The sequence below is a fragment of the Eudoraea adriatica DSM 19308 genome, from assembly GCF_000382125.1.
In the GTDB taxonomy this organism is placed as follows: domain Bacteria; phylum Bacteroidota; class Bacteroidia; order Flavobacteriales; family Flavobacteriaceae; genus Eudoraea; species Eudoraea adriatica.
In genome coordinates, this window is record NZ_KB907550.1 from 93,853 (window position 1) to 119,675 (window position 25,823).

A 25,823-nucleotide genomic window follows, 5' to 3' on the forward strand; every position below is an offset into this window, starting at 1 on the left:
CTTAATTCGGTTGCCGGGTACTGCTTATATAAGCCCATGCACTTATGCCCGAGTTCAATACCACCTTAATTCTCTTATATGCCGGACCTTCATATTTATCAGCCTCCAAAATTTCTTTATTGCTGCACATATAAACCCGGCCATGAACAAAATCCGCAGGATTTTCTGAAGGATGCATTACAGGGTAAACACCAACTACTTTCTCATCAGATAACCTATAACCCGAAAGGACATCATTAAAACCGGAAAGTGTTCTTGAAAATACTGTTAGCTGAATATTTTCCTGTTGTAAAGTCCCATAAGTAAACAGGTATTCCGTGGCATTTAGTCTATTTTCATTGAACTCTTTAACAACGGCCAGTTCCGTTCTGAAGGCAACAAACTTATTTCCGAAGTGTTTTGATACCTCCTGACGCATTCTCTCAGCATCCTCGGCGTAATATTTATCTAAAATTTCCTTGTTTTCAGCAGTGTATTGTATGGAGTACGTAATGCCTCCCATTTCTTCTTCTACCAATACTTTTGTCATCCTGGCATTTATGAATTTTCCCGTTGCCATAACTTCCGGAATATGAGTTTCCTGCATCCAGTCCAACCAATTGTCATGTACAGATTCATCTATATTAATGGTAACATTGTAGATAATCATACTTCAAATTTATAAGTCAGAATATGAAATTCAGTTAATACTATCGCCACGCAATATTCTGAAATTTTTACGCGCCTGAGGAAAGTAATAGCTATCCTGATAGTTGTAAATTATTTTTTCGTAATGCTCTTTAGCTTTTTCGGGTTCATTTAAGATGTTCCTGTAAAGCTCGGCAAGTGCAAAATGTGCGTCATCGGCCAAAATATCATTTCCATAAAATTCAACAATTTTAAGATAGTTAAATTCTGCCGCTTCATAATCCTTAATAAGTTCTAATAGTTCACCTTGTTTTAAAAGAGCCTCATCTTCTATTTTTTCTCCCTTGTGATTTATTAGAATGTCATCTAACACTTCAATTGCTTCCCTCGTATTCTGCTGATAAGCAAGGAGGTCTGCCCTGGCATATTTTTTTAATGCAGTCTGAGTTGAATCTTCCAATGAATTATCGGAAATTAATAGGCTTAACTGCATGGCATCATTAGCAATAAGTTGAGAAGTTGAGCCTCTTAAAACTTTTAACTGAGTAAATGCCCAATCAAAATCACCTTTGTAAAAACTCGTCTGGGCTACTTTAAATCGGGCATCCTGACCTAGAACGTCATTTTTCAAACTTTTTTGAACCTGTGAAAAATTAATCAGTGCTTCATTGAATTTCTGATCAAAAACGAGGATATCTCCAAGGGCGAGCTTGACATATGCTTTGCTAAAGCGTTCAAGGGGGAGTTCTAAGCATTTTTTGAGAATGGCAACGGCCTCCCGGGGTTTGCCTTTTTTAAAAGTAAGGAAACTGGAATAGGCAATTTGCAGTTGCAAAGTTTGATTTTCGTATCCATATTCTTCCATAAGCGACTCAAACTTTTTTTCCACTTCATCTAATTGCTTTTCACTGGCATTCAAAAGTTCTATGTCAATGAGGTTAAGTCGGGCATTTAGTTTGATTACCGGATCATTAGAATTTTTATCTACATAGGTTATAATTGCCTTTGCATCGTCTGTAGCATTATCCTCCAAGGCAATATCGCCAAGGCTAATCATACGTTGAAGTGAAAACGCCCCTGACCTTTTATAAATGGCTTTTTCCTGGTTGAAGGCACTGTTATATTGTTTTTGTTGGACAAACAACCAGCTTAAAATTTCATTCCACAGTAGATCCGGATTCTTTTGAGCCTTTTGCAAAAGAATTTTTTTAAGTTTTAGGTTATTGGGGTTTTCCGGATCTGAGGTTATAAAATTATCAAGATTTCGAAGCACATTGGTTTGCGTGGCCTTGCCGGCAGCAATTAGTTCCAAATAGGAGTCGTACATCCTTTCAATGTCTCCCTGCTCTCCATAAATACGGGCCATTTGAAAATTATAATCAAGCTCCGGGTTTAATTCCATTGCTTTAGAGTAGGCTCTGAGCGCATAATCTAATAGGGCATAGCGCTGAAACCTGAACCCTATTCCATAACCAAAATTTGGATTTTCCTCTATTTTTGAAAGTGCTATTTCGTAATATTCCTTGGCCTTTTCTGTCTCCTCCTGCAATAGGTAATTATACCCCAATTCAATATAAATGGTTGGGTAAGGGTTACGAGAGGCTATTTTGTTTAAAAGAAAAGACTCTGCTTCTTCGTACATTTCCAGCTGCTGGTAGCAGGCAATCAAACCTTCGGCATAATCTGTTCGCCTGGGATTTTTATCTGTTAGATTTTTATAAAAGACAACCGCTTTCTTAAATTCACCATTATTGAAATACTGTTTGGCCAAAAAATCTTCCTGTGCCGCACAGTGAAAGGAAAAAATAAGACAAAGAAATAGTATGGCAAGTCTCATAATGGAAATTTATCAAATTTAACCAAGCTCTATAAAAAACACTGTCAAAGAAAACATAATATCGCTGAACTGAGCTTTAACTGTAATTCATTCAACACCAATGTAAGCAGATATTATGGGTTTTCCCAAAATATGTAAATCGAGAAAAATACGCTAATCTATTTTATTAAAACCCGTATATGGTAGCAGAATATCCGGAATGTTTATCCCGTTTTCGCTCTGGTAATTTTCAAGAATCCCGGCTAAAACCCGTGGTAATGCCAGAGAACTGCCATTTAAGGTATGAGCCAGTTGCGTTTTGTTATTTTCATCCCTGTAGCGAAGCTTTAGCCTGTTCGCCTGAAAAGTTTCGAAATTAGAAACAGAACTAATTTCCAGCCAGCGTTCCTGGGCTGTCGAATAAACCTCAAAGTCATAGGTAAGGGCAGAAGTAAAGCCCAAATCCCCTGCGCAAAGGCGTAAAACCCGGAATGGTAATTTTAACTCCCTTAAGATATTTTTTATATGCTCTACCATAGCATCCAGTGCCTTGTACGAATTATCAGGATGTTCTACGCGTACTATCTCCACCTTGTCGAATTGATGCAGGCGGTTGAGCCCCCTTACATGCGCACCGTAACTACCGGCTTCCCTCCTGAAACAAGGGGTATAGCCCGTGTAGCAAACAGGCAAATCATTTCTATCCAGGATGGTATCCCTCAAGATGTTGGTAACAGGGACTTCTGACGTTGGTATAAGATAAAGATCGTCTTCTGTAACATGATACATCTGACCCTCCTTATCCGGGAGTTGTCCCGTTCCATACCCGGAAGCCTCATTAACCAGCAAAGGCACTTGCATTTCTGTATATCCGGCTTCGGTATTCTTATCTAAAAAATAGGCAATCAGGGCACGTTGCAATCGGGCACCCTTTCCCTTGTAAACGGGAAATCCGGCACCGGTAATTTTAACGCCAAGTTCAAAATCTATGATGTCATATTTTTTTGCCAGTTCCCAATGAGGTTTAGCATCTCTTTGCAGTACAGGGATATCTCCTTCCCGAAACACCTCTTCATTATCCTCCTCGCTATTACCGGCTGGGACAGATTCATGCGGCACATTTGGAATTTGATAAAGTGCCTCCTCCAGCTCATATGCTACGGCATTCAGTTCTTCAGTCAGCCTTTTGGAATCTTCTTTTAACTGTGTGGTCTTTTGTTTGATCTGGTTGGCTTCCCCGGCTTTCCCACTTTTAAAAAGAATACCAATCTCTTTGGAAAGTTTATTGCCTTCGGCCAGTGTGTTATCCAGATCTGTTTGCAGTGCACGTCTTTTTTCATCGAGGCTAAGTACTTTATCTAAATGAAATTCTGCATCAAAATTGCGTTTTTTCAAAGCTTTGGCAATCTGATCTCTATTTGTCCGTAAGACTTGTAACTGCAACATGTTGAGTTGTTTTAAGCGGCAAATTTAGGGTTAATTGATTAATGTATCAATTTGGGGAAGCAACAATTTATTTAATCTCTCATATTTAATCAATAAGCCGGGAAAATATCTATTTCTCGGAAGCTTTTTTGGTTTTTACTTCATTGGAAGGAAGGATCCAGTTGTGATGTTTAAAATGATTCCATGGTTCAGCGGCCAGATCAACTTCCGGATCAATAAAGGGCTTTAATTTGCCGCTATTTATCCGAACCCTGGAGTTTGCATAAACGGAAATAGCTGCACCATTTTTGGAATATTTCTTTTTAAGGTATTGTGCAAATTGCCAGATAAAATCCGGATAAGCAGCAACTCTTCCTTTTTGCTTCTTGGTAAGATGGTCATTGAGATTTACGTTTATAATACTGCCGTCATCATTGTTCACTACTTTAAAATTTATAATGCCAGACCGGCTTCTCAACATCATTCGCCAGCTCAATCTGTGGCCTTCTTCAGTCCAAAGAACATCATCTTTAATAAAATAATGCCTTACAGGCAGAATCAGTTGCACCAAAAAGTAAATGCCAAACCCTGCTATAATAAGGTTTTTGCAGGCAGGGATAATTGTTTTTGAAGATTTGTGAGCAGGCTTCTTCTTAAAGAAAAGCAGCCTTATCGTCTCTGGTTCAAAAAAGAAAACAGTAAAGGCCAGTGCAAGGTAAGGGAAGATTCCAATCTGGAATACAATGGAATTGAACAGGTGAAAGAATATGGCGAAGCCAAAAGCTGCTTTCCTACTTGGTTTCCAGAGCAAAGCGGGGACTATAAGTAAATCGAAAAGTATTCCCATAACCGAAATTAGCGTATGTAACCAAGATTGCTGCAGCAAATCCCCTATTAGCCAATAATGAGCTTTTGATTGCATCAAAATCTGAACAAAACTAAAATCGAGCCAGTCTGCGTACAGCTTAGCCAGGGCGGCATAGGTATAAACAATAAAAAGTTGTAGCACAATAATCCATTTTATATAATTGTACATGCTGTTATTCCTGATCTGTGGCCTGGCTCTTGCATCCAGTGAATAAGCCTGATTGGCGGGAAAAAAACACATTAGCAGGGAAATCAGCATCAACAAATAATAATGATTGTTGTAGGAAGTTTTTTGCATCAGGTAAACTGCGGTCCAGAGCAGTGTAAACGAAATAATGCTGAGCCGGTACTTAAATCCCAAAGCGATAAGTATCCCAAGGGTGCCCATTAGAAAAAAATAGACATACATTCCGTATCCCGGTAGGGGTTGCAACCATTCAAAACCAATAAAGGAGAAGGTAAACTCAGGTTCTATTAAAGTTCGCCGCACCCATCCGGTAAGGATAGCGCCATAGCATTCCAGGCTAATGAGTATGCCTAAAAATATTCGAAAAATAATTAAGGGACTATTGTCTGTTCTTTTAAAGAGAAAGTCATTAAACATCTAGCTTGAAATTATGGCCATCGAAGTTTCTTTATCTTTTAGCAATTGTGTTTTAAGTTCTTCTAAGGAATTGAACTTATGTTCATCGCGGATACGCTGAAGAATATCTACCTGAATATTTGCTCCATAAATATCCGATTTAAATTCGAAAAAATGGATTTCAATGCTTTTTGAAGTGCCATCCACGGTTGGATTAAAACCGATGTTCATCATACCGTAATAGATCTGGTTATTGAGGATGCTTTTCACCACGTAAACCCCGTTTTTAGGGATGAGTTTGTATTCTTCCTTGATAAATAAATTAGCTGTGGGAAAATTTAATTGTCGCCCAAGGCCTTTGCCCTTTTTAACGTCGCCAGTTAGCATATAATTATATCCCAGGTATGCATTTGCGGTTTTCATGTCTCCATCAATAATGGCATTTCTGATTTTTGTAGAACTTACAGAAACATCATCGATTTCCTGAGCCGCAATTTCTTCCACCTCAAAATTTAAGGTATTCCCAAAAGCGATAAGATCCTGGATATTGGCATTTCTATTCCTTCCAAAACGGTGGTCATAACCAATTATAATTTTTTTTACTTTTAATTCATTCACAAGAATATCCCGAACGAATTCAGTAGAAGACAAGCGTGAGAATTCGAGAGTAAAGGGATGAATTATAAGGTAATCCAATCCAATACGATCTAAAATTTTAATTTTTTCCTCTATGGTATTCAGAAGCCTTATTTCGGTATCTTTTTGCAAAACCATTCTGGGATGCGGGAAAAAAGTTAGTACCGTAGATCGCAATCCGGTTTTTTTGGCATCATTTATGAGGCGTTCAAGTATTTTTCTATGACCTATGTGAACACCGTCAAAAGTGCCTATGGTTATAGCAGTAGGGTGCTTTTTATCGTAATTGGAAATGCTTTGAACTGTAACCACACAAATAAAATAATAAAAAGGCTTATTTTTAAAAGTTTAAAATTCCCTTGATGTTAGCAAAACTACGTCTTGTTTTATCAATTACCATAATATTTCTCTCCTTTTACGGATCTGCCCAATCCAAATATTGGGGACAGGAGAGAGCACCTACTAAGATAGTTTCGCCTTCTCTATCCAATCCCGACCTAACTAAAGTTAAGGTTTTTCAATTAGACCAGGCCTCTTTATCCAGGGAACTTTCATCAATATCCACCAGGAAAAAGACTAATGGAATAGTTTATTTCCCGGATATCAAAGGGAAATTACGGGGGTTTAGAATTTCAGAAAAGGCAGTCTTCTCTCCGGAATTGGCAAAAAAATACCCTGAAATAAAATCCTACTCCGGGTATAGCCTCGATGGTAAAAAGGATCGAATTCGTTTTAGTATTTCACATCGGGGTGTACAAAGCATGATAGTACACGCGGGAAGTGAAAGGACGACTTTTATGGAGAAAGCTCTGGATGGGGGGAGTACTTATGTGGTGTACGACAGGAGTTTACATTCTAAACTTGATAGTGAATTTATATGTTTTACAGAATCAGTAATTGAAAAAAGTATTGATGGCGCAGTTTCGAAACTCGTGGATGATCAAGCCTTAAGAAAATACAGGCTTGCAATTTCCGCTACAGGCGAATACACCCAATTTCATGGCGGTACCATAGCCGATGCACTGGCAGCCATCAATGCCACGCTCACAAGGGTGAACCAGGTCTTTGAAACCGATTTAGGCGTAACATTAGAATTGATTGCCAATACAGATTTGGTGATTTTTACAGACCCGGATACCGACCCTTATGGTGGAAATTTAAATTCAGAGGTTCAAAATACACTCACCTCAACGATTGGCGAAGCAAATTATGATGTAGGGCATTTATTTCATGAAGATACTGATGGGGGTAATGCCGGTTTTATAGGGTCTGTTTGCAGAGATAACCAAAAGGGTAGTGCATACGCGGCTGCTTTAAACCCGCAAGGCGATATCTTTGATCTCGATTTTGTATCACATGAATTGGGGCACCAATTTGGTGCGAACCATACCTGGTCTTTTGAATCTGAAGGCACTTTGGTGCAGGCAGAACCAGGCACCGGGACCACGATTATGGGATATGCGGGGATAATTCCGGGAGAAAATGTAGCGCCAAACGGGGATGACTATTTTCACTACTACAGCATATTTCAAATTGTAGAATATCTTCAGACGACAAGTTGTGGCGAAATTACCCCTTTAACAAATAATCCTCCGGTAATTAACCCGGTAGGGGATTACATAATCCCCAAAGGAACACCATTTGTTTTAAAGGGAAATGCCACAGATCCCGATACTACAGACGTACTTACTTATGCCTGGGAACAGATTGATGATGGCATAGTTACAACAGCAAACTTTGGACCCGACAATCCAAGTGGTGCAAATTTCCGATCGCTTAGGCCCACAACCGATACCCACAGATATTTTCCAAAATTAGCAGAGGTAATCCAGGGAAATCTTACACAAACCAACCCGCCGATTAATTCAGCCTGGGAGACCGTTTCCAATGTAGAACGCGAAATGAACTTCGCCTTAACCGTCAGGGATAACGCTACAGGAGGGGGGCAGGTAGCTTCAGAACTGGTAAAACTTGATGTTATAAACAGTGCGGGGCCATTTGTGGTAACTTCTCAAAATGTTGCAGAGACGTATACAGCCGGATCAGTCCAGACAATTAACTGGGATGTTGCAAACACTAATATTGCGCCAATAAACACACAAGAAGTAGATATATTTTTATCAACAGACGGTGGCCTTAGTTTTCCAATACAGGTTGCTGCCGCCGTACCAAACGATGGCAATCATGAGGTTATAATACCTGGCAATAGTACTACCACGGGCCGTTTTATGGTTAAGGGAACTGACAATGTTTTTTTTAGTATTAATTCTACTGATTTTGTCATTGAGGATTCCGAAGTTATCTTAAATTTTGCCGATCTCAATTATGATGTTTGTGAGCCCAATGATCTTAGCGTACCTTTTATATATGAAACGTATTTAGGATTTAATGAAGAAGTTACCTTCAGTGCTCTTGGCATGCCTCCCGGCCTCACCGCAGTTTTTTCACCGGAGACTGCAATGGATAACAACACGCCGGTATCTGTTACATTTTCAAATACAGACCTTGTAGCTCCCGGGGAATATCCTGTGAATATAACAGCATCTTCCCTCAGCCTCACAAAAGATGTAACACTAAATATTACCATTAGCGATGCCAACTTCCCGGATGTAATTTTACAGACTCCGATAGATGCCTCCACGGGAGTAGGCTTGCAACAACAACTTATATGGGAGTTGGATTCACTATATAGTGCTTATGATATAGAAATTGCATCTGATGCTTTGTTTACTTCCGTTATTGAATCTGCCAGCGATATTATTTTTAACAGCTATTTACCACAAAATTTACAGGAAGAGACCACGTATTTTTGGAGAGTAAAACCTAAAAATTCTTGTGGCGAAGGTACTTTTGGGCCACCTTTCAGTTTTACAACAATAACTATAAGTTGTGATATTGAAACGGCCAAAGACCTGCCTGTGGAAATTAGTTCTATCGGCACACCTACCGTAACATCTAAAATTACAATCTTAAATGATTTACCTGTTACGGATGTTAATGTAGGTCTGGATTTGGAACATACTTTCCTGGCAGATCTGATAATAAGTATTACCTCGCCCCAGGGGACAGAGGTTATTTTGACTTCGAACTCTTGTGGAGAATTGGAGAATATTGATGCCGTTTTTGATGACGAAGGAGATCCCTTTGTCTGCAGCAGCGGGGGAGTGGCAATTAGTGGTACGGTAAGCCCTCTAGGTTCATTGGCGACTTTTAATGGTGAATCTTCCTTTGGCGAATGGATACTTACGGTTTCTGATACCGCCCCGGCCGATGGGGGAACGATTAATAATTTTTTCCTGGAAATCTGTGGTGAAGGTGAATTGAGACCCGACGATGATGAAGATGGTGTTTTTGATGATGGAGATGACCTTTGCCTGGGAACAGCTCCGGGAACTGAGGTGAATGCAGATGGCTGTCCGGTTTTTCGTTTTGACAGGGATAATTTCAACCTGGAAATAGAAAGTGAATCCTGCATAACAAATAATGACGGATCATTTGAAATAACTGCCGTGATGTCTATGGACTACACGGTCGATGTATTGGGAAATGGCTTGAATATTACAGAGGACTTTTTAAAAGTTTACAGCTTGGAAAATTTGGCGGCTGGTACGTATTCTGTCTGTATAAATGGAACAGATGGCGTAAATACTTTCGAGGAAATCTGTTTTGATGTAGTAATAAATGAACCCGAGCCTCTAGGGGTTATTTCTTTGGTCTCAATTGACGGGCAGCAGACAGTACTGACTTTATCCGGCGCTCAATTATATAATATTGAATTAAACGGAAGCCTAATTCAGACAGAAGCCCCGGAAATTGTATTGGATCTTAAACAGGGCCTGAATACTTTAAAAGTCTCTACTGATTTGCCATGTCAGGGAACATATGATGAAACCGTCTTTATACCGGCTGTTCCGGTTATATATCCCAATCCGGTACTGGAGACTTTAAATATATTTTTAGGAGAAGCTGCAGACCCTGTTGATATTACGATTTTTGCATCAGACGGCCGACTTATCCGCAGTCAAAAGTATGATGAGTTTGCAGGTACAATTACACTCGATTTTATTGGATTACCTTCTGGCTTATACTATGTAAATATTAAGGGAGGAATACATAATGGAACTTATAAAATATTGAAGCGATGAGAATTATTTTAGTCGTTTTTATTGGCCTGCTTTTTACAGCGTGTAAAAAGGATTCTGTAAAACCGCCTTCTGCGGCTGTTTTAATTTTTCCCGAGCAAAACTCTTTATGTACTACCGGAGTTAGCATAACGCCAACCTCGAGCAGGGTAGAGTTTATATGGCAAACTGCGAATAATACGGACACTTATGAATTAAGGGTTACCAATCTCTTAGGTGAATTTACCCAAACGGTGAGAACCCAGGCCACCAGTGCAGAATTAACTATAGAAAAAGGTACTCCGTTTTCATGGCAGGTTATTACCAGGAATAATGAGGTGCAGGAAACCGCTTCAAGTGCATCCTGGCAGTTTTTCAATGCCGGGTCCCAAATTACTCACGCGCCATTTCCGGCGCAAATAGTTGCGCCTTTATCGGGGGCGTCTGCGGTAAGCGACATTAATTCAGAAATTGAATTGGAATGGTCAGGTGCAGATGTGGATGATGACATAGTAGGTTATGAGATATTCGTTGATACGGTCTCACCACCTCAGGTTCAGGTGGCTTCTCCGGCCGCAACAGTTTCGAGCATTAAAGTAAACATTATACCAAATACGGTATATTATTGGAAGGTGATTACAAGAGATGCCGAAGGAAACACTTCAGATTCAGGGATTTATTCTTTTCGGGCGCTATAATTTCCGGGTTGCTTTGTTAATACTACCGGTCCGTTCTGCTTAGGCAGACTATGTATTATTAAATTCGTTCATGGTAATCTTTACACCTGCAAGAATGAAAGATGTGATTAGTTCACCGGCTCTTGCCAGGCGTTCTGGCAAGGCACGATTTTCTTCATCATTCCACTTTCCAAGGACATAGTCTATTTGTCTGCCCTTGCTGAATTCAGAGCCAACTCCTATTCGCAATCGGTTATAATTGGTGGTTTGTAAGCTGTTTTGAATATCCTTAAGACCGTTGTGACCTCCGTCACTGCCCTTTGTCTTTAGCCGTAGTGTTCCAAATGGCAGGTTTAAATCATCGGTGATTACAAGAATGTTTTCCAATGGAATTTTTTCTTTTTCCATCCAGTATTTTACAGATTTACCACTTAAGTTCATATAGGTAGATGGTTTTAAGCACAAAACACTTCTGCCTTTTATCTTAAAAGAACCCACATCGCCTAATTTCCTGGTCTCAAAGGAAAACTTTTCTTTTTCAGATAGCTTATTAAGAACTTGAAAACCAACATTATGTCTGGTGTCCTTATATTCATCCCCTATATTTCCCAAACCAATGAGCAGGTACTTTTTCATGGAATCTGTTTCTTCTAAAAGTCGTTTTTCTTTCCCAAAAATAAATTCAAAAAAACTTTTCATACCCCTGGTTGGTTGAAGGTAAAAATACAAAAGCATCCCGAATCCTTATATTTACGGATGGGATGCTTAGTATGAATAAAGTTTAGCTTATTTATTCGGCTCCTCCTTCTGCAGGTTTTTCATTACCTTCAGCAGCGGTTTCACCAGCACCTTCAGTTGCTTCTGCTCCTTCTTCACCTTCTTCCAATCCTTCTTCACCTTCCTCTTCTACCTCTATAGCTGCACGGGCAGTTTTAACCTGTACGACCACAGTAGAATCTGGTTGAAGAATAGTAAAATCATCACTTAATAAGGACTCCACCAGGATATTATCTCCAATTTTTAGCGAATTGATATCTACATCAAAGAAATCCGGAAGGTTATCTGGTAAAGCTGTTATAGTCAGTTTTCTATTTCTGAATAATAAGCGGCCTCCATTTCTAACCCCAGGGGAATTGCCTTGTAAACGCACAGGAATATCCATGGTAACTTCCTTGTCGTCAAAGAGTTGGTAAAAATCTATATGTAGAATTCTATCCGTAACAGGATGAAACTGTATGTCCTGCATTACGGCTTTTATTTTTTCGCCTTTATCCAAATCAACCTTTACAGTATGGGCATTTGGAGTGTACACTAAATTTTTGAATGCTAATTCATCCGCCGAAAAGTGTAATGGTTTTTCCCCTCCGTATACCACGCAAGGAACCTTTCCAGCATTACGTAGGGCCTTCGTTGCCTTTTTGCCCACGCTTTCTCTTTCTGATCCTTTGATTGTAATTGATTTCATTATCTATGTTTAATTAATATTTACATTAAAAATTTCGACGCAATTGAGGTATTGTGATGAACTCTGTGCATGACGTCTGCAAACAGCTCGGCACAACTCAGAACCCGTATTTTTCCACTTTCTTTATTTATTGGGATAGAATCTGTTACGATCAATTCCGACAACTGCGATTTTTCTATTTTATCATAAGCGTTGCCTGATAGCAATGCGTGGGTTGTAATTGCCCTTACACTTTTAGCCCCGCGTTCCATCATAAGATCGGCAGCCTTTGCCAGGGTGCCAGCAGTATCCACCAGGTCATCAACCAGGACGACATTTCTATCCTGGACTTCACCTATTAGTTCCATATGTGAAATTATATTGGCCTTTGCTCTCTGCTTGTAACAGATCACCACATCACTTTCCAGTGCTTTGGAATACGCATAGGCTCTTTTGGAACCACCCATATCGGGAGATGCTATAGTAAGGTTATCTAAATTTAAGCTCTTAAGATATGGAAGGAATAAGGTAGAAGCAAACAAATGGTCTACCGGCTTTTCAAAAAATCCCTGTATTTGATCGGCATGCAGGTCCATAGTAATAATACGGGTTGCCCCTGCTGTTTCGAGCATTTTTGCAATTAATTTAGCTGCGATAGGCACCCTTGGTTTATCTTTTCTGTCTTGCCGTGCCCATCCATAATAGGGTATTACAGCGGTAATATGCCTGGCTGATGCCCGTTTTGCAGCATCTAACATCAACAGCATTTCCATAAGGTTTTCAGAACTTGGATTGGTGGATCCTATTACAAAAATTCTGGTACCTCGAATAGACTCTTCAAATGATGGTTGAAATTCCCCATCGCTAAAATGTGAAAACAATACGTTACCCAATTCTGCACCATATGCTTTGGCGATTTTTTTACCAAGTTCCATACTTTGGGTACAGGCAAAAATTTTCGGTTCTGGTACTTGATAAGCCATGGTTAATCTCTTGTTTTCTAGTTTCTTAAAACCCCTGATTCTTAAGGAGGTGCAAATTTAAAAATTTATTTGGGTTGCTAAAGCATAAATGTGGGTTATTTTAGTTTTGCAAACGAAATTATTTTTTAGCTTTGCAATCCCTTTGCCTCGGTGGCGGAACTGGTAGACGCGCTGGATTCAAAATCCAGTGTCTTCGGACGTGTGGGTTCGATTCCCACCCGAGGTACGGATAAAGGCTCTTAAATCTCTAAGTTTAGGAGCCTTTTTGTTTTATAGGTTACGAATGAGTGACGAAAAATGTGAAAATAAGTAGGATAGGAAGTTTTAGATGTCCTCTTAGAACGTTTCTTATAGATTGTTAGCATTCTAAGGCTTTGCTATCGCACAAATAAACTTTCAGATTTATCCATCCAGATGATGCCATAACCGGTAACAACACCCAATAAAACGCCTCCTAATATCATTGCTAGAGTCGCTAGTGGCATAGGAACTGATAATGTTAGGAAGCCAATACCCCATCCAACCGAACTCGCAAGTATCCAGCGAGATGCTTTATTAAAATATGTTTTGAGAAATTGCATTTGAAGTAATCCAATTACTAAACCAACGATCAATCCAAACATAAGTCGACCAAGAATCTCGTAATCTCCTTGGAAGTATGGAATACTATAATCATTTTCATTCATTATCGCAGCTATAATGAAAGGTATTCCTACACAAAGGGTGCATACTAGGCCCCACATACTACTTATTTTAAACTCTCTTTTCAAAACAAACCACTGAGCATAACCAATACTTGCACCGACACAAAGGCCAACAATCAAATTTGTTTCTTTGTCGTAGAAAATATTTACAACTAAATACGACAAAATGATTGCACAGATGAATCCAACCAGCCATCCAATTCCATTCGCCAATATCCAATTCCGTAAGAACTTTTTATCTAGCTGCTTGCTTTCATTTTTCATAATAAATTGTGATTTGATTTGAAATGCAATTTACTCACTACACGGCAATGAATTGATTAACTTAGTTTAAAATTTAAGAAGACTCCTCATATTTTGAGGAGGTTTTTGTTCATAAAGAATGATTGACCTTAATTAAAAAACATCATTAATGATTTGAAAAAACTTGATTAATCAAATCTCCTTAGGAACGTTACTATACTTGTCCAGGCTTTCTCCTTCTTTAAACTGTCCTAGACCTATTATCTAACCCTTTTCATTGTCCCAAATTACTTCAACAAAGAACATATCTATTGCATAAAGGACATACTTTATATTTCCATTAATATGAATATCCAGAAACTTGCCTTTGGCAAATTCAGTAACGTATTGCTCATCTTCTGAAAGTATCTTGTATTCATAGAGGGTTATAAAATGCCAAGAATTAAATTGATAAATGATGAAGGTCATTGATTGATAAATACTTACATCGTAATTTCCTTTTTTAAACTTGAAATGCAGTTAAATAATCTTATATCTATACACTGTATGAAAAACATATTAGTTTTAATAAACCTCAATGGTAAAGAGAAATTGCTTTTAGAAAAAGCTATAGAATTTGCTGGTTGTTTTAAATCAAAAGTCTGGATAGTTCATATAACAGCTCCCGATCCAGATTTCGTAGGTTATCAGGCAGGTCCTCAAAGTGAAAGAGACTTTAGAGCGACTGAACTTAAAAAAGAACATGAATTAATTCAGGAATACTCAGATAAGCTTAAAGCGACAGGTATTGATGTTGAAGGCCTGCTTATTCAAGGTCCTACCATGGATTTGATAATCGAGGAATCCAAAAAGTTAAACGCTGATTTGATTATTGCCGGTTATCAGGAACATAGTTTTATTTATAAGGCTATAATCGGGGGTCATTCAAAGAATATTTTGAAAAAATCCAATATACCAGTACTTCTGATTCCTTTAGATTAGTATTCTTAATTCGACAGATAATTTATTGAACGAAACATTTTCTAAATCCGTATTTTCGTATTCAGCAATCAAAGATCTTATTTCTTCTTCAGTTAGTAGTTCAGGAAATTCTTGTTTTTCCATAATTGCTTACAACTTATAGTGTATGAGGCGTTCCGACCGAATGGGAGGCATACACATTGTTATCGGTTCGTTTTTAATATTTATCATTTTTATATTCTATTTTTCAAAGGGCCTCAATATATCATAGCCTACCCGTTACAAAATACATTTCTAGTTCGCCTTTGCCTTTTACATTTATTTTGCCCCTTGCTTCAAAAATAAACCGTGGATCTTCATTTATAAGTTCATAAGTGTCTTGAGAGATATTAACTTTTTCAATGGCTCCAGCACTTTCCATTCTTGAAGCGATGTTGACGGTGTCGCCCCAGATATCGTATTGAAACTTCTTGACACCTACGATTCCTGCAACCACCGGTCCTGTATGAATACCCACGCGCATTTCAAAGGGAATTTCGTTTTTGGCCTCTTTTTGTACTTTTCTGTTAATGATAAATGATTGCATTTCTAAAGCAGCTAAAACTGCATTCTTCGCAGAGTCATCTGAAGTTACCGGCAAACCACCAGCAGCCATGTATGCGTCTCCTATTGTCTTTATTTTTTCTATTCCATATTTTTCACAAATATTATCGAAGGCTTTAAAGCAATGATTGATCTCAGCTACTAACTCTTTGGCCGTTTGTTTTTCTGAGACTTCAGTGAAGCCAATGAAATCCGAAAATAGAATGGAAACCATGTCAAAATCTCTGGCGTCTGCGCTTCCTTTTTCTTTGAGTTCTTCAGCAATTTCTGATGGTAAAATATTTAGTAATAAATTTTCAGAGCGATTTTTCTCTTTTTCGATGATGGCTTTCGCTTTTCTTACATACCGCCATCTGCTAAACAATCCACCAGAAAGTAAAAGGAAGAATAGTCCGGCGGCAATGGACAAATTTCTATTCCTATCTTTTTGTCGTACTTCAATCTGGTGAGCCGTTTCCACCTTCATATCCTTCTCCACCTGAAGTAAACTATCGGCCAGCACTTGTGCGGAAAATTCCATCTGCTGTATCTTTTTGGCCGTTTCCTCTGTTTTCAAGCTATCAGTAAAGACCAGCATTTGCTCGTGATACACTAGTGCTTGATTTAAATTACCAATTGCTTTATACGCTGTATACAGGCAATCGCAAGAACCTTCTTGATTACCTATATCGCCCAAGTCTTTAGCAAGGGTCAGGCTTTTTTTACAGCTCTCAAGGGATTCGGAATATTTCCCTTGATCAGCATAAATATCACCAATACTTAACAAGGTGGCAGCGCTTCCTTGAATATCGTCTATTTCTTCGCTGATCTTTAAACTACTTTTCAGGTACTCCAATGCCTGATTTTCATTACCATTCTCACTATAAACATTACCAATACCAGCAAGCCCCGAAGCTATTCCCAATTTATCTCCGGTCTTCTCATAGATTATTAGTCCTTTCTGAAAATAATCAAGGGCTTTAAGAAAGTTCTTTTGGCTAAGGTAAAGATCGCCAATATTGAGGTAAATGGCCGAGTTGTCACTTTCATAATTGAGTTCGTCATTAATAGCAATGCTTTTTAGATAATAGTCCAGGGCTTTGTCATATTCTTTTTCCGTCCGATATATGCTGCCATATTCATTATATACTGAACCTATCCCATCTAAATCTTCAATTTCTTCAAAAATCTTCAAGCTTCTTTGATAATACTTGAGTGCCGATATTATATCACTATTGTCGTGATAGATAAATCCTGTTCTTAATAATAAATATGCGACTCCTGCTTTATCATTTGCCTTTTCAGCAAGGTCTAAACCTTTTTTGTAAGACTCCAATGCTTTTGGAAAGTTGCCAATTCTAAAGTAGGCAAACCCCAAAGCAGATAAAGCATCTACCATTCCTGTTTTGTAATTTGCTTTTTCAGAAAATTTGTATAATTGATTTGTTAGTTTAATAACACTATCAGCGTCAGAGTAGAAAAAGCCATCATCGATGTATTCTTTAAATGCAGTGGCCCTAATAGAGTCAGATCTGATACTGTCTTCCCAAATACTGAATAATGAATCAAGATTGGTTTGTGCAATGGTTTTATAACAAATGAAAATGAGGAATAACAAAAAGTACTTTTTTTTCATCAATTATGATTTAAATCAACCTACTATTTTCTTGCCTTATTTAATGACCGACAACTTGTTATATGATTATTAAGATACCCTAATATCCCTATAACTTGCCAGATAAGAATAACCTTATGGGTTTTTTATCCGAATATCATAATCCAGTGTGGTTGAAATTGTAAGACTCGTTATATAAACTTGACAACATTCATTTTACCTGAATCACCTAAAAATTAGAGCCATCTCTTATTGAGATTCTTATGCCTCAACCTCAACATAGAACATATCTAAGGCATAAAGGACATACTTTGTATTGCCATCAATATGAATATCTAAAAACTTGCCTATGGAAAACACAGTGTCGTACTTTTTATTTTCTGAAAGCATTTTGTATTCGTAAAGAATCATTTGGCTAAATTAATTATGTTGAGTGCAAGTAAAATAAAGGATAAGAATGATTTAAAGCAATTTATCCAAAACATGATAATATTCATGTTTTATATCCTTAGTCTTAATTATCATTGCCAATATTAATACATAAGGTAATCAAAATTCCCTCAGCCAACAATACTATATCCATAAAGGCATAACTAAAATACTTTGAAGGCTTTTATTGTTTGCTAGATTTTTGTGGGTCTTAAGAAAGAAACTGATTATAAATTAATAATTGCTAATAATGGATTAGCATAGCCTAAATGGATTGCCAGAGACTTTTTGGTTTACTTAATCAAATTTTTGGGGAGGGGCTAGAATGTTTTATTTACCGCAAAAATCCTTATTCCTGAATCACTTTATTATAACTGTAATTTATTGTATGTCTAAGTATTCAATTCTTAAAATTGACATCACAATTTCATTTATATAATGTCCGTTTTTGTAAATACATTCTCGTAATACTCCTTCTTTTTTGAATTTACATTTTTCATAAAGCTTTATTGCGTTGAGATTGTTTTCTTGTACTTTTAAGTGAACCCTATTGAGGTTTAGGTTATTAAAAGCAAACTCTATTGTTTTTATTGTCGCTTCTTTTCCATAACCTTTTCCTATTGCATCCTCTTCTCCGATAAAAATTGCGAACTCCGCGGTCCTATGTATTAAATTTATGTCCTTTAAAAATGTCATTCCAATTAAAGAATTGGTTTCTAATTCTTCAATTCCAAATGACGTTAATGGTATGTCCGAGACTAATATTTTCACTAACCAGCCTTCCTCTTTCTCTTGGTTTATGAAAAATGGGTGTCCAGAATAAAAATATCTTATGTTCTCATTATTTCGCCAAGTCCAAGAAATTTTTGCATCATCTTTTGTTAATGCTCTTAATTTAATTTTTGAATTATCCATTTTAGGTTCTGTTTTCATTATCTTCCATAACTGATTGTCCATGGATAAATATACTTCAATATTTCAAAACTTTATTGGAAGCACACACTTATTGGGTAGATTTATCAAGTGACTTTAGATCGTTTTTTTAAACTCCTTAATTAAAGACTCTATTGGTAAAGTTTGATATTTAACAAGCTCACCTTAAATCTTTAGACTTATTCCTTTTTTTAAATCAATTGTCATAGGTCAAATGTATTTTTTTAATCTTTACTGGCAGCGATTCTGTTATATACGCAGCAAGGGAGATTGAATGAAACTTTTAGATTACCCTAAGCTTCTTATTAGTAATATTCAATGTTTTTATTATTTATTTTCTTCTTATACCACTAAAAACTGCACTAAGGAATATCAGGAAACAGGGGAACTTCCGCCAGTAAATCAATACTTTTAATATCTTTCGGTTGCCCGTATGCGTATGCAAACAACAATTTCAAATGTGGAAAGGATTCCTTTGATTTTTTGGCTATGTATTCAAAAGCTTTTTCCTCACTGACATAGACCCGTTCCATAGCGTTTAGGCATAAGGTTTTTATCCGATCTTCATCTTCTTTGGATTTTCTGCCGGCTCTTGGTCTTTTACGGCCTTTCATATAATGATTTCGTTTTATTAATGAATGATCTCTATTATAAAAACAAGAAAACGTCAAAAGTGTTAAATGAAAAGGGTCATTTACGGACATTATATATCTACAAAAGAAGGGGTATAAAAGCCCCGATTGAAGTGTGTTTATATGTGGTTATAGTATTGCTGTTTAACACCCCCCAATGGGTTCTCCCAAAACCAAACTTTACGAATTGCACGGAATAAAGTTGGATTTACAATATTAAAGGCTCCTCATTTTTTTGGGGGTTTTTATATCTCCTTTGAATCATAATAATTGAAGAAGTAGTTAGATTTTAAGTATAGAAGGGACATATTAAATTGTCCTGGAAATTATCATCTCAAGAATTAAGAGAGTAACTGTTCAAACCTCCTAAGGAACATTACTGCACTTGTCCAGGCTTTCTCCTTCTTTGAACTGTCCTTTGCCTATTATCTCATCCTTTTCTATATCCTATATCACCTCAACAAAGAACATATCTATTGCATAAAGGACATACTTTATATTTCCATTAATATGAATATCTAAAAACTTGCCTTTGGAAAACACGGTATCGTATTGGTCATCTTCTGAAAGCATTTTGGATCCGTAGAGTATCATTGTACTAAATTAATTATGTTGATTGCAACTCGGCCTTAATGTCTTCCAATACCTGCAGGGCCTTTTGGCGACTGTTCAAAAATGTCTGGCAGCTCCAAGATATGTTATCTAGCAAAATGTGGAGCTTTGAAGTTATTACAGTATCATTTTTAAATAATTCTATAATGCCTTTCACATCTCTTACCCTTCTGCTATCTATTTGGTGTTGATCGAGTAAGAAATCTCTTATTTGCAACGATATATCAAGTTTGTATTCCCAAGACCGACCAACATACCTAGTATCAGTATAGATGTAATATTCATTGATTTTCTTTTTGAGTTCTTCATTTTTCAATGAAGAGAATAATCCAGTAGAATTAAACTCACTAATAGCTGATTCATTTATAATTGACCCAGCTGGGCCATTATCTAAGACAGATAAACAAGTTATAATATATTCCTCATCATATTCTTCGGGAATTGGTTTGTCCCACATAAAAGACCATTGATTACTTGGAAATTTATGGTAGTCATATTTGTAAATGAGAATTTCTTCTTCAGCCAGTCCTAATAAGTATTTTACAGCATGTAATCGAAATCCTTCTTGGGCCAAAAGATGTTCATAGCTTTTTACATCACTTTCGATCGCACCAATAAGATTTGTTAATTGAGCTTGTACATTCTCTTGGGTCTTAATTTTTTCATTCCAATTATTAATCTGCAAGGCAATTAATATCCCGACTACAACCAATACAATCTCACCAATAGCATATCTTGCATATTTGAAGAACTGGTTATCGTCTGCCAGTTTCTTGCGGATTTTTCTAAAGAAGTTGATCATGGTAAGTCCTTTATAAATGGATTAATTAATTCCTGTTCAGTTGTAATGCCTTGTGCGGCTTCTAGTTTTACCAGAAGTTCCTCCCCAGTTTTAATTACCCTTTGTAATTTTAATGTCTGGAACTGGCAAATTCCCGCAACCCTTACATAGTATGGCAATAATTCCTGTCGATAATTCCAAATCTTATTAAATATTTCTTTATTAATTTGAATCTTCTCATTCTTTGCATCAAATAATTCTAAATATTTAAAAATGATGATCACCCCTCCGTCATTTATTAAAGGAACATTGACTTTCTCCCTGGTATTTATAAATTCGTGCATAGGATTTAATATAAAGTTATCCCCCAAGTTTTTGACTTCGCTATAAAAAACAAACAACTCATCATTAAGGTTTTTATCCCTAAGCAAATTAAGGTCACCAGATTGTTGTAGTTGTGTCCATGTTACAGGTTCTCTGTACCAAGGGTCTTTACCTGAGCCAGATGTATAATCCTGTAAATATTGGACTGTATCCTGAATGACCGGAATACCGGATTGCCATTGCTTTATAATCCTTTGAAGTCCTTTATTCATTTCAGAAAAATCGTCCTTAATATCTTTCAAATAATTGACCTCACTCCTTACTTCATTTGTTAGGCGTATAAGGTATCTTCTTTCTTCCTGGTTATTAATTCGATCTGCATTCCAACTATTTATTTGAAGAGCAATCAATATCCCCACTACCACCAATAAAATCTCTCCAATAGCATACCTCATGTATTTTAACGGCTTATTATCGTCTGCCAGTTTTTTACGGATTTTTCTAAAGAAGTTGATCATTGGAAAGTGGTTGGTTGTACTTCCTAAGGTAAGGAATTATCTATTAAAGTGTTCGTATGGTTCTATCCTGGTTGCCACAAAAAGACCTAACTTCTATCTGAAAAATAATTCCATTATTGTAGTTTAATTTATCTTTAGCTAAATATCCTATCCTTTTTACCATGATTGCACTTAAAAAATGGTTGAAATCCATCACCCTTTTCTTTATAACAATTATGATGCTTCAGAGTTGCGTGGCTTATCAAAGTACCCCGGTAAGTCTAGAGGTAGCTGCCAGCGAAGTAAAACGCACTAAGATTATTACCACCTCCAAGAAAAAATACTACTATAAACGAATTACGTTTGAAGAGGGGCAATTTTATGGTTTTGAGAAATTAAATGGAAATATGGTCAAAATCCCTATAGATTCTAATGAAATAGTTAATGTTTATATACAGAGTAAAAGCAAATCAACCTGGGCCACCATTGCTATTATAGTTATTCCGTTATTCGCATTATCAATCCTTGCTGTTGTCGAAACAAATAAAAGTTTCGAAAACAATTTATTTTTAGTGAATAAAAAAGTATCTGGATTATGATACTTTCCCAAATTTAATAAAAGTCGTTTTCCTACTTTCAGAAACTTCGGATCTTAAACATCAGATTTGACAAAGTCAAAATCCTAGATTTCTACAGAAAGGCTAACTCAGGATACGCATATTCAAATCACGTTCCTATACTTTATTTGATAGAATTATACTTTGAGTTGCTGTTATAATGGCTCAAGTTAAGGTGTGCAGATAGGCTAATTTTTAGGTGTTCAGAATTACATAATTCTTACCATTTTCATTGATTTACTGAATAAACTGTAATCTAAGCATACCGTAATTAAGTTAAAACATGCAACATCAGTTATTTATCTTGATATGTGCTTGTGCTATAACATTTATTATCTCAAATAGAGTCTTATGGAAGGAGTGATTCAAGGCTATCTTTTAGAGCAGTCAGGTGAATGACGATAGGATGATTGCTGTCAGGAGCATTATCACTTATTATCCCTATCTCCCTGTCTAGGTCAGTTATTATAGTCCTTAAACTGTCTATTCTGGCTTGAGTCATTTCTGGTGACTTCTTAACTACTTCTCCACAGCTAATAAGAAGAATCAGTATGGATAATATTACTGTTGTTTTCATGTGTTTAAATTAATAATTATAAAGCTGGATTTGACTCATATGGATGTGTTTTAATTTAACATTCTGTTGTTTACTGTAGTATTAATGTCGTTCGCAGAAAACTTGAATAATCTCTGATTCAAAAAAAGGATTTTTGAATGTTGATTAAGTTTTTTAATTCCATTGGAAAAGTTCTGAGAGACCATAAAAACTTAACCCCCTAATATCATTTACAAAAAATTAAATTCAAACACTATGAGAAAAGTAATCTTTATTTTATCGTTCGTCGCTTTTGCGACAGTTACGGCACAGGATACCTGGAAGGCCGACAATGCGCATTCCAAAGTAGGTTTTGCCATTACCCATTTGATGATTTCCGAAGTAGAAGGCAATTTCGGGGAATTCGACATCCAGGCCACGGCCGACGAATCTTTCAGTGAGCCCAACTTTACTGTTGATATCAAGACGACCAGTATCGATACTGACAATGATCGCAGGGACGACCATTTGCGCAGTGCCGATTTCTTTGATGTGGAAAAGCACCCTTCCCTGACCTTCAAGACCACCTCTTTTGAGAAAACAGGGGAAAAGACCTTTAAGCTTACTGGCGACCTGACCATGCACGGCGTGACCAAGCCCGTTACTTTGGAAGGTAAGTTGAATGGTATCATTACGGATCAGCGCAGCCAAAAACTAAAGGCCGGACTCAAGTTAACGGGAACAGTCGACCGTTTGGACTTTGGTGTAGGTGGCGATACCCCCACTTTAGGTGATGAGGTCAATATGACTATTAATTTGGAAATGGCGCAGCAATAGAAAATGGTTTGCGCCTGTTAGTTTGGAAAACAGTCAAAATGCGAAAATACAGAAAGCATATAATGATGTTATTTCTTTATCTTGTCTATTTGACCACCCTCTTTTTTTTATTATAAATGGAATCTTTTTTTGCCATATCTATTTCTATCTTGTGAAATAATCTTTAACTTGTTACCTTATTAATCAATTAAACCTAGATTCAATGAAATTAATAGATAGCGAAATAGACCATTATTGGGTTCACTTTCAGGCAGGAGGAGCTGAGAAGAGTCGTGTTTATCCTCGTGCCTTAGTAAAATGTTACAATCATGATGATTTTGTGGTACAGCTAAATTTCTATCCTGATAATAAAAGCATCCCGGAAAACAGTTACGATAAAAGAAATAAATTGGTGTACCTGCGCTACCCTATTTCCATGTATCCAAATATTATTGATATTTTGAGAAATGAGAAACCAATTTATTTTAGTTATTCTATAAACTTGAATATGGGCTTTATCAGAACTGGTAAAGAACCTATAGGAGAGGGGGATAACGACGCTGATTTCTAGCATAAACAGTTTGGGAATACCCGCTTTTAAGTAATTGCTCACAAGAAAGAATCGTTAATCCCAACAAATAGTCTGTTTAAAATTTATAAGCCTGCCGGGAAATACCGGCAGGCTTTTTTAGTTTAGAATTAATTGACCTCCCTCAAGAGCTTTAATAGATTTGTCCCCGTTGTCGTTAATCGATAATCTGCACCACTAATCCCTTTCCTAATTCATTACAATTTAAGTCACTTTCAAAACAGAAGACCTCTTTTAGACAATTCAACCTGTTTATCTTAAACTTCGACTAAAATTCCTTAAAAAAAGCAAACCAGGTATGAGCTTTGTAATCTAATTGACAACAAAATATCTAGTTTATGAAAACAATTTTACTTATTAAAGAAATTTATTTGGAAGGTTTCAGGAATCTTGGCAATATTATTATTAAGAAGTATTTTAAAGCCTTTGCATGGTTTAGTTTTATTATGTTCTTTATAGTTTTATATGCATTCATTTACAGGTTATCTACTGGCTTTGCCTTTGATTAGACCTTTTAGAACGATTCCTTGCCTAATATTATAGAAGAGCCAACCAAGCTTAGCTATGAAGCCTGTTTTAAATTTAAATAAAGTCCTGCTTCGGAATTTTTACAAACCAAAAAGATTATTGACCAGATATTCGGCCGTACTTTTTGCCTGTTTGTGTTTTGTAATTTCGATGATAATTCTGGTAATACATTCTTTTTAACCCTCCATTCTATTTTTATTCCTGTCAGTTATAAAAGTAGACATGGGTTCTTCCGTAGTTTGTTTTGAGGTTGTTTTCACCAGAAGTTTACTTCAATCAATTGTTATTAAGACCAGGATTAGGGTCCGTTAGACGTCATGATCTGTCTGTTTATCTAAGGGAAGTAAATTTTCAAATCTCCGCAATCTGCAATATTTTTCGTTCATATGTGTAGAATATGCATCTTATCAAATTAATGTGTTTTTGGTCCAAGATTTGAAATAGAAATTCATAAAAGATGCAATTTGGCAGCATAATAATTTTATAAGATTTGGGATATGAAAACAGCTTTACTTATTAAAGAAATCTATTTAGAAGGTTTCAGGAATTTGGGAAACATTATTGTGCAGAAGTACTTTAAGGCTTTTGCCTGGTTTAGTTTTATAATGTATGCCATGGTCCTTTATGCCTTTATTTTCAGAGTGTATACAGGCTTTGCATTTGATTAATTACTAACTTAAATATACTATTATGGCTCAAAGACATAAAGGATATACCTTAGTTGATGTTCTTGTTGCTGCAGGATGTTTATTCATTTCTGTGATGATGTTTATGATAATGACAGCGGCAGGAGTGCAATAAAGAAGATCTAAAGAAGTTACTTAGTTTTTAAGAACAAAGGTGGATTAAATAACCAACCTGAATAATAATATCCCTGTAAGGTTTACACTTGCAGGGATTTTTTGTTGCTACCCTCCCATGGGTTTTCCGTAATCGCCATTCCGGGGTTACCGTTTAAGAATTGTGCATTTTATCCGGGAATTCTGTTCCCTTGGCTAAAAGAATGGCAAAAAGCTAAACTTAGAACAGATTTTGAGGTCTTATAAGTGAATTCTAAAATCAATGTTATGAAAACGATAGAATTACTTAGGGAAATTTATTTGGAAGGATTCAGGAATTTAGGAACCCTTATTGTTCGGAATTATTTTAAACTTTTTGCATGGTTTAGCTTTGCTATGTTCCTGATCGCACTCTATGCATTTATCTTTAGAGTGTCTACAGGATTTGCATTCGACTAATATGAACTT

Annotated in this window: 27 protein-coding genes and 1 tRNA gene; 10 read left to right on the top strand and 18 right to left on the bottom strand. The window is 36.7% G+C overall.

What is annotated here, in order from left to right; translation table 11 throughout:
• Position 1: 1 nt before the first annotated feature.
• From G504_RS20095 to G504_RS0112415, 5 genes are all read right to left on the bottom strand, one after another.
• Entirely contained in the window at positions 2–649 is a 648-nt protein-coding gene (locus tag G504_RS20095; protein WP_019670505.1) for a DUF4286 family protein, read from the bottom strand.
• A 30-nt stretch (positions 650–679) separates the two neighbouring features.
• The gene (locus tag G504_RS0112400) at positions 680–2,464 is read right to left on the bottom strand and encodes a tetratricopeptide repeat protein (RefSeq protein WP_019670506.1); all 1,785 of its coding nucleotides are present in this window, start codon (positions 2,462–2,464) and stop codon (positions 680–682) included.
• Positions 2,465–2,617: 153 nt separating this feature from the next.
• Positions 2,618–3,889, bottom strand: coding sequence for a serine--tRNA ligase (gene serS / locus G504_RS0112405; protein ID WP_019670507.1), 1,272 nt, complete (start codon positions 3,887–3,889; stop codon positions 2,618–2,620).
• A gap of 109 nt (positions 3,890–3,998) precedes the next feature.
• A complete protein-coding gene (locus G504_RS0112410; RefSeq protein WP_019670508.1) occupies positions 3,999–5,339 on the bottom strand; it encodes an HTTM domain-containing protein in 1,341 nt (446 codons plus the stop codon).
• The gene (locus G504_RS0112415; RefSeq protein ID WP_019670509.1) at positions 5,340–6,266 is read right to left on the bottom strand and encodes a bifunctional riboflavin kinase/FAD synthetase; all 927 of its coding nucleotides are present in this window, start codon (positions 6,264–6,266) and stop codon (positions 5,340–5,342) included.
• A gap of 50 nt (positions 6,267–6,316) precedes the next feature.
• On the opposite strand from G504_RS0112415, the gene G504_RS0112420 reads away from it, so the two are divergent.
• Together G504_RS0112420 and G504_RS0112425 are read left to right on the top strand one after the other, a co-directional pair.
• The gene (locus G504_RS0112420; RefSeq protein ID WP_019670510.1) at positions 6,317–10,099 is read left to right on the top strand and encodes a reprolysin-like metallopeptidase; all 3,783 of its coding nucleotides are present in this window, start codon (positions 6,317–6,319) and stop codon (positions 10,097–10,099) included.
• On the top strand, positions 10,096–10,773 hold the full coding sequence (locus tag G504_RS0112425) for a fibronectin type III domain-containing protein (protein WP_019670511.1): 678 nt from the start codon (positions 10,096–10,098) through the stop codon (positions 10,771–10,773). Before G504_RS0112420 ends, G504_RS0112425 begins: the two co-directional genes overlap by 4 nt.
• 48 nt (positions 10,774–10,821) lie before the next feature.
• On the opposite strand, the gene pth is transcribed toward G504_RS0112425, so the two are convergent.
• The 3 genes from pth to G504_RS0112440 form a co-directional block, all read right to left on the bottom strand.
• On the bottom strand, positions 10,822–11,451 hold the full coding sequence (gene pth, locus G504_RS0112430; RefSeq protein ID WP_019670512.1) for an aminoacyl-tRNA hydrolase: 630 nt from the start codon (positions 11,449–11,451) through the stop codon (positions 10,822–10,824).
• Between the two features lie 91 nt (positions 11,452–11,542).
• Positions 11,543–12,217: a 50S ribosomal protein L25/general stress protein Ctc gene (locus G504_RS0112435; RefSeq protein WP_019670513.1), complete on the bottom strand. Its 675-nt coding sequence runs from the start codon at positions 12,215–12,217 to the stop codon at positions 11,543–11,545.
• Positions 12,218–12,237: 20 nt separating this feature from the next.
• Complete coding sequence (locus G504_RS0112440) at positions 12,238–13,179, bottom strand: ribose-phosphate pyrophosphokinase (RefSeq protein ID WP_019670514.1); 942 nt, start codon at positions 13,177–13,179, stop codon at positions 12,238–12,240.
• A 144-nt stretch (positions 13,180–13,323) separates the two neighbouring features.
• On the opposite strand from G504_RS0112440, the gene G504_RS0112445 reads away from it, so the two are divergent.
• Positions 13,324–13,405, top strand: a tRNA-Leu gene (locus G504_RS0112445).
• Positions 13,406–13,556: 151 nt separating this feature from the next.
• Here the strand turns inward: G504_RS0112445 and G504_RS0112450 are convergent.
• Both G504_RS0112450 and G504_RS18665 read right to left on the bottom strand, forming a co-directional pair.
• Positions 13,557–14,147, bottom strand: a complete 591-nt coding sequence (locus G504_RS0112450; protein ID WP_019670515.1) for a hypothetical protein — start codon at positions 14,145–14,147, stop codon at positions 13,557–13,559.
• Positions 14,148–14,390: 243 nt separating this feature from the next.
• Positions 14,391–14,594 (bottom strand): hypothetical protein, encoded by a 204-nt coding sequence (locus G504_RS18665; RefSeq protein ID WP_019670516.1) that lies wholly within the window; start codon positions 14,592–14,594, stop codon positions 14,391–14,393.
• A 78-nt stretch (positions 14,595–14,672) separates the two neighbouring features.
• Here G504_RS18665 and G504_RS0112460 point away from each other — a divergent pair, with 78 nt between their 5' ends.
• Entirely contained in the window at positions 14,673–15,107 is a 435-nt protein-coding gene (locus G504_RS0112460; RefSeq protein WP_019670517.1) for a universal stress protein, read from the top strand.
• 244 nt (positions 15,108–15,351) lie between these two features.
• On the opposite strand, the gene G504_RS0112465 is transcribed toward G504_RS0112460, so the two are convergent.
• The 7 genes from G504_RS0112465 to G504_RS0112495 form a co-directional block, all read right to left on the bottom strand.
• Positions 15,352–17,067 carry an adenylate/guanylate cyclase domain-containing protein gene (locus G504_RS0112465; RefSeq protein WP_240473046.1) on the bottom strand — a complete coding sequence of 572 codons (1,716 nt, stop codon included), beginning with the start codon at positions 17,065–17,067 and terminating at the stop codon, positions 15,352–15,354.
• Between the two features lie 477 nt (positions 17,068–17,544).
• Positions 17,545–17,694: a hypothetical protein gene (locus G504_RS19810; RefSeq protein ID WP_019670519.1), complete on the bottom strand. Its 150-nt coding sequence runs from the start codon at positions 17,692–17,694 to the stop codon at positions 17,545–17,547.
• A 399-nt stretch (positions 17,695–18,093) separates the two neighbouring features.
• A complete protein-coding gene (locus G504_RS0112475) occupies positions 18,094–18,645 on the bottom strand; it encodes a GNAT family N-acetyltransferase (RefSeq protein WP_026348558.1) in 552 nt (183 codons plus the stop codon).
• Positions 18,646–19,007: 362 nt separating this feature from the next.
• Positions 19,008–19,259: a hypothetical protein gene (locus G504_RS0112480; protein ID WP_157473337.1), complete on the bottom strand. Its 252-nt coding sequence runs from the start codon at positions 19,257–19,259 to the stop codon at positions 19,008–19,010.
• Positions 19,260–19,724: 465 nt separating this feature from the next.
• The gene (locus G504_RS19815; RefSeq protein ID WP_019670522.1) at positions 19,725–19,871 is read right to left on the bottom strand and encodes a hypothetical protein; all 147 of its coding nucleotides are present in this window, start codon (positions 19,869–19,871) and stop codon (positions 19,725–19,727) included.
• 13 nt (positions 19,872–19,884) lie between these two features.
• Positions 19,885–20,691, bottom strand: coding sequence for a DUF6090 family protein (locus G504_RS0112490; RefSeq protein ID WP_019670523.1), 807 nt, complete (start codon positions 20,689–20,691; stop codon positions 19,885–19,887).
• Positions 20,688–21,512, bottom strand: a complete 825-nt coding sequence (locus G504_RS0112495; RefSeq protein ID WP_019670524.1) for a DUF6090 family protein — start codon at positions 21,510–21,512, stop codon at positions 20,688–20,690. The genes G504_RS0112490 and G504_RS0112495 overlap by 4 nt, the downstream gene beginning before the upstream one ends.
• A 161-nt stretch (positions 21,513–21,673) precedes the next feature.
• On the opposite strand from G504_RS0112495, the gene G504_RS0112500 reads away from it, so the two are divergent.
• Positions 21,674–22,090 carry a hypothetical protein gene (locus tag G504_RS0112500; RefSeq protein WP_019670525.1) on the top strand — a complete coding sequence of 139 codons (417 nt, stop codon included), beginning with the start codon at positions 21,674–21,676 and terminating at the stop codon, positions 22,088–22,090.
• A gap of 367 nt (positions 22,091–22,457) precedes the next feature.
• Here G504_RS0112500 and G504_RS0112505 read toward each other — a convergent pair whose 3' ends face one another.
• Positions 22,458–22,685 carry a hypothetical protein gene (locus G504_RS0112505; RefSeq protein WP_019670526.1) on the bottom strand — a complete coding sequence of 76 codons (228 nt, stop codon included), beginning with the start codon at positions 22,683–22,685 and terminating at the stop codon, positions 22,458–22,460.
• Between the two features lie 234 nt (positions 22,686–22,919).
• Between G504_RS0112505 and G504_RS0112510 the strand changes: the two genes are divergently transcribed.
• From G504_RS0112510 to G504_RS19830, 5 genes are all read left to right on the top strand, one after another.
• Complete coding sequence (locus tag G504_RS0112510) at positions 22,920–23,480, top strand: YceI family protein (protein ID WP_019670527.1); 561 nt, start codon at positions 22,920–22,922, stop codon at positions 23,478–23,480.
• Positions 23,481–23,682: 202 nt separating this feature from the next.
• Positions 23,683–24,030, top strand: a complete 348-nt coding sequence (locus G504_RS18675; RefSeq protein ID WP_019670528.1) for a hypothetical protein — start codon at positions 23,683–23,685, stop codon at positions 24,028–24,030.
• Between the two features lie 356 nt (positions 24,031–24,386).
• On the top strand, positions 24,387–24,557 hold the full coding sequence (locus tag G504_RS19820; protein ID WP_019670529.1) for a DUF6747 family protein: 171 nt from the start codon (positions 24,387–24,389) through the stop codon (positions 24,555–24,557).
• 516 nt (positions 24,558–25,073) lie between these two features.
• The gene (locus G504_RS19825) at positions 25,074–25,244 is read left to right on the top strand and encodes a DUF6747 family protein (RefSeq protein ID WP_019670530.1); all 171 of its coding nucleotides are present in this window, start codon (positions 25,074–25,076) and stop codon (positions 25,242–25,244) included.
• A 399-nt stretch (positions 25,245–25,643) separates the two neighbouring features.
• Positions 25,644–25,814, top strand: a complete 171-nt coding sequence (locus tag G504_RS19830; protein ID WP_019670532.1) for a DUF6747 family protein — start codon at positions 25,644–25,646, stop codon at positions 25,812–25,814.
• Positions 25,815–25,823: the final 9 nt, after the last annotated feature.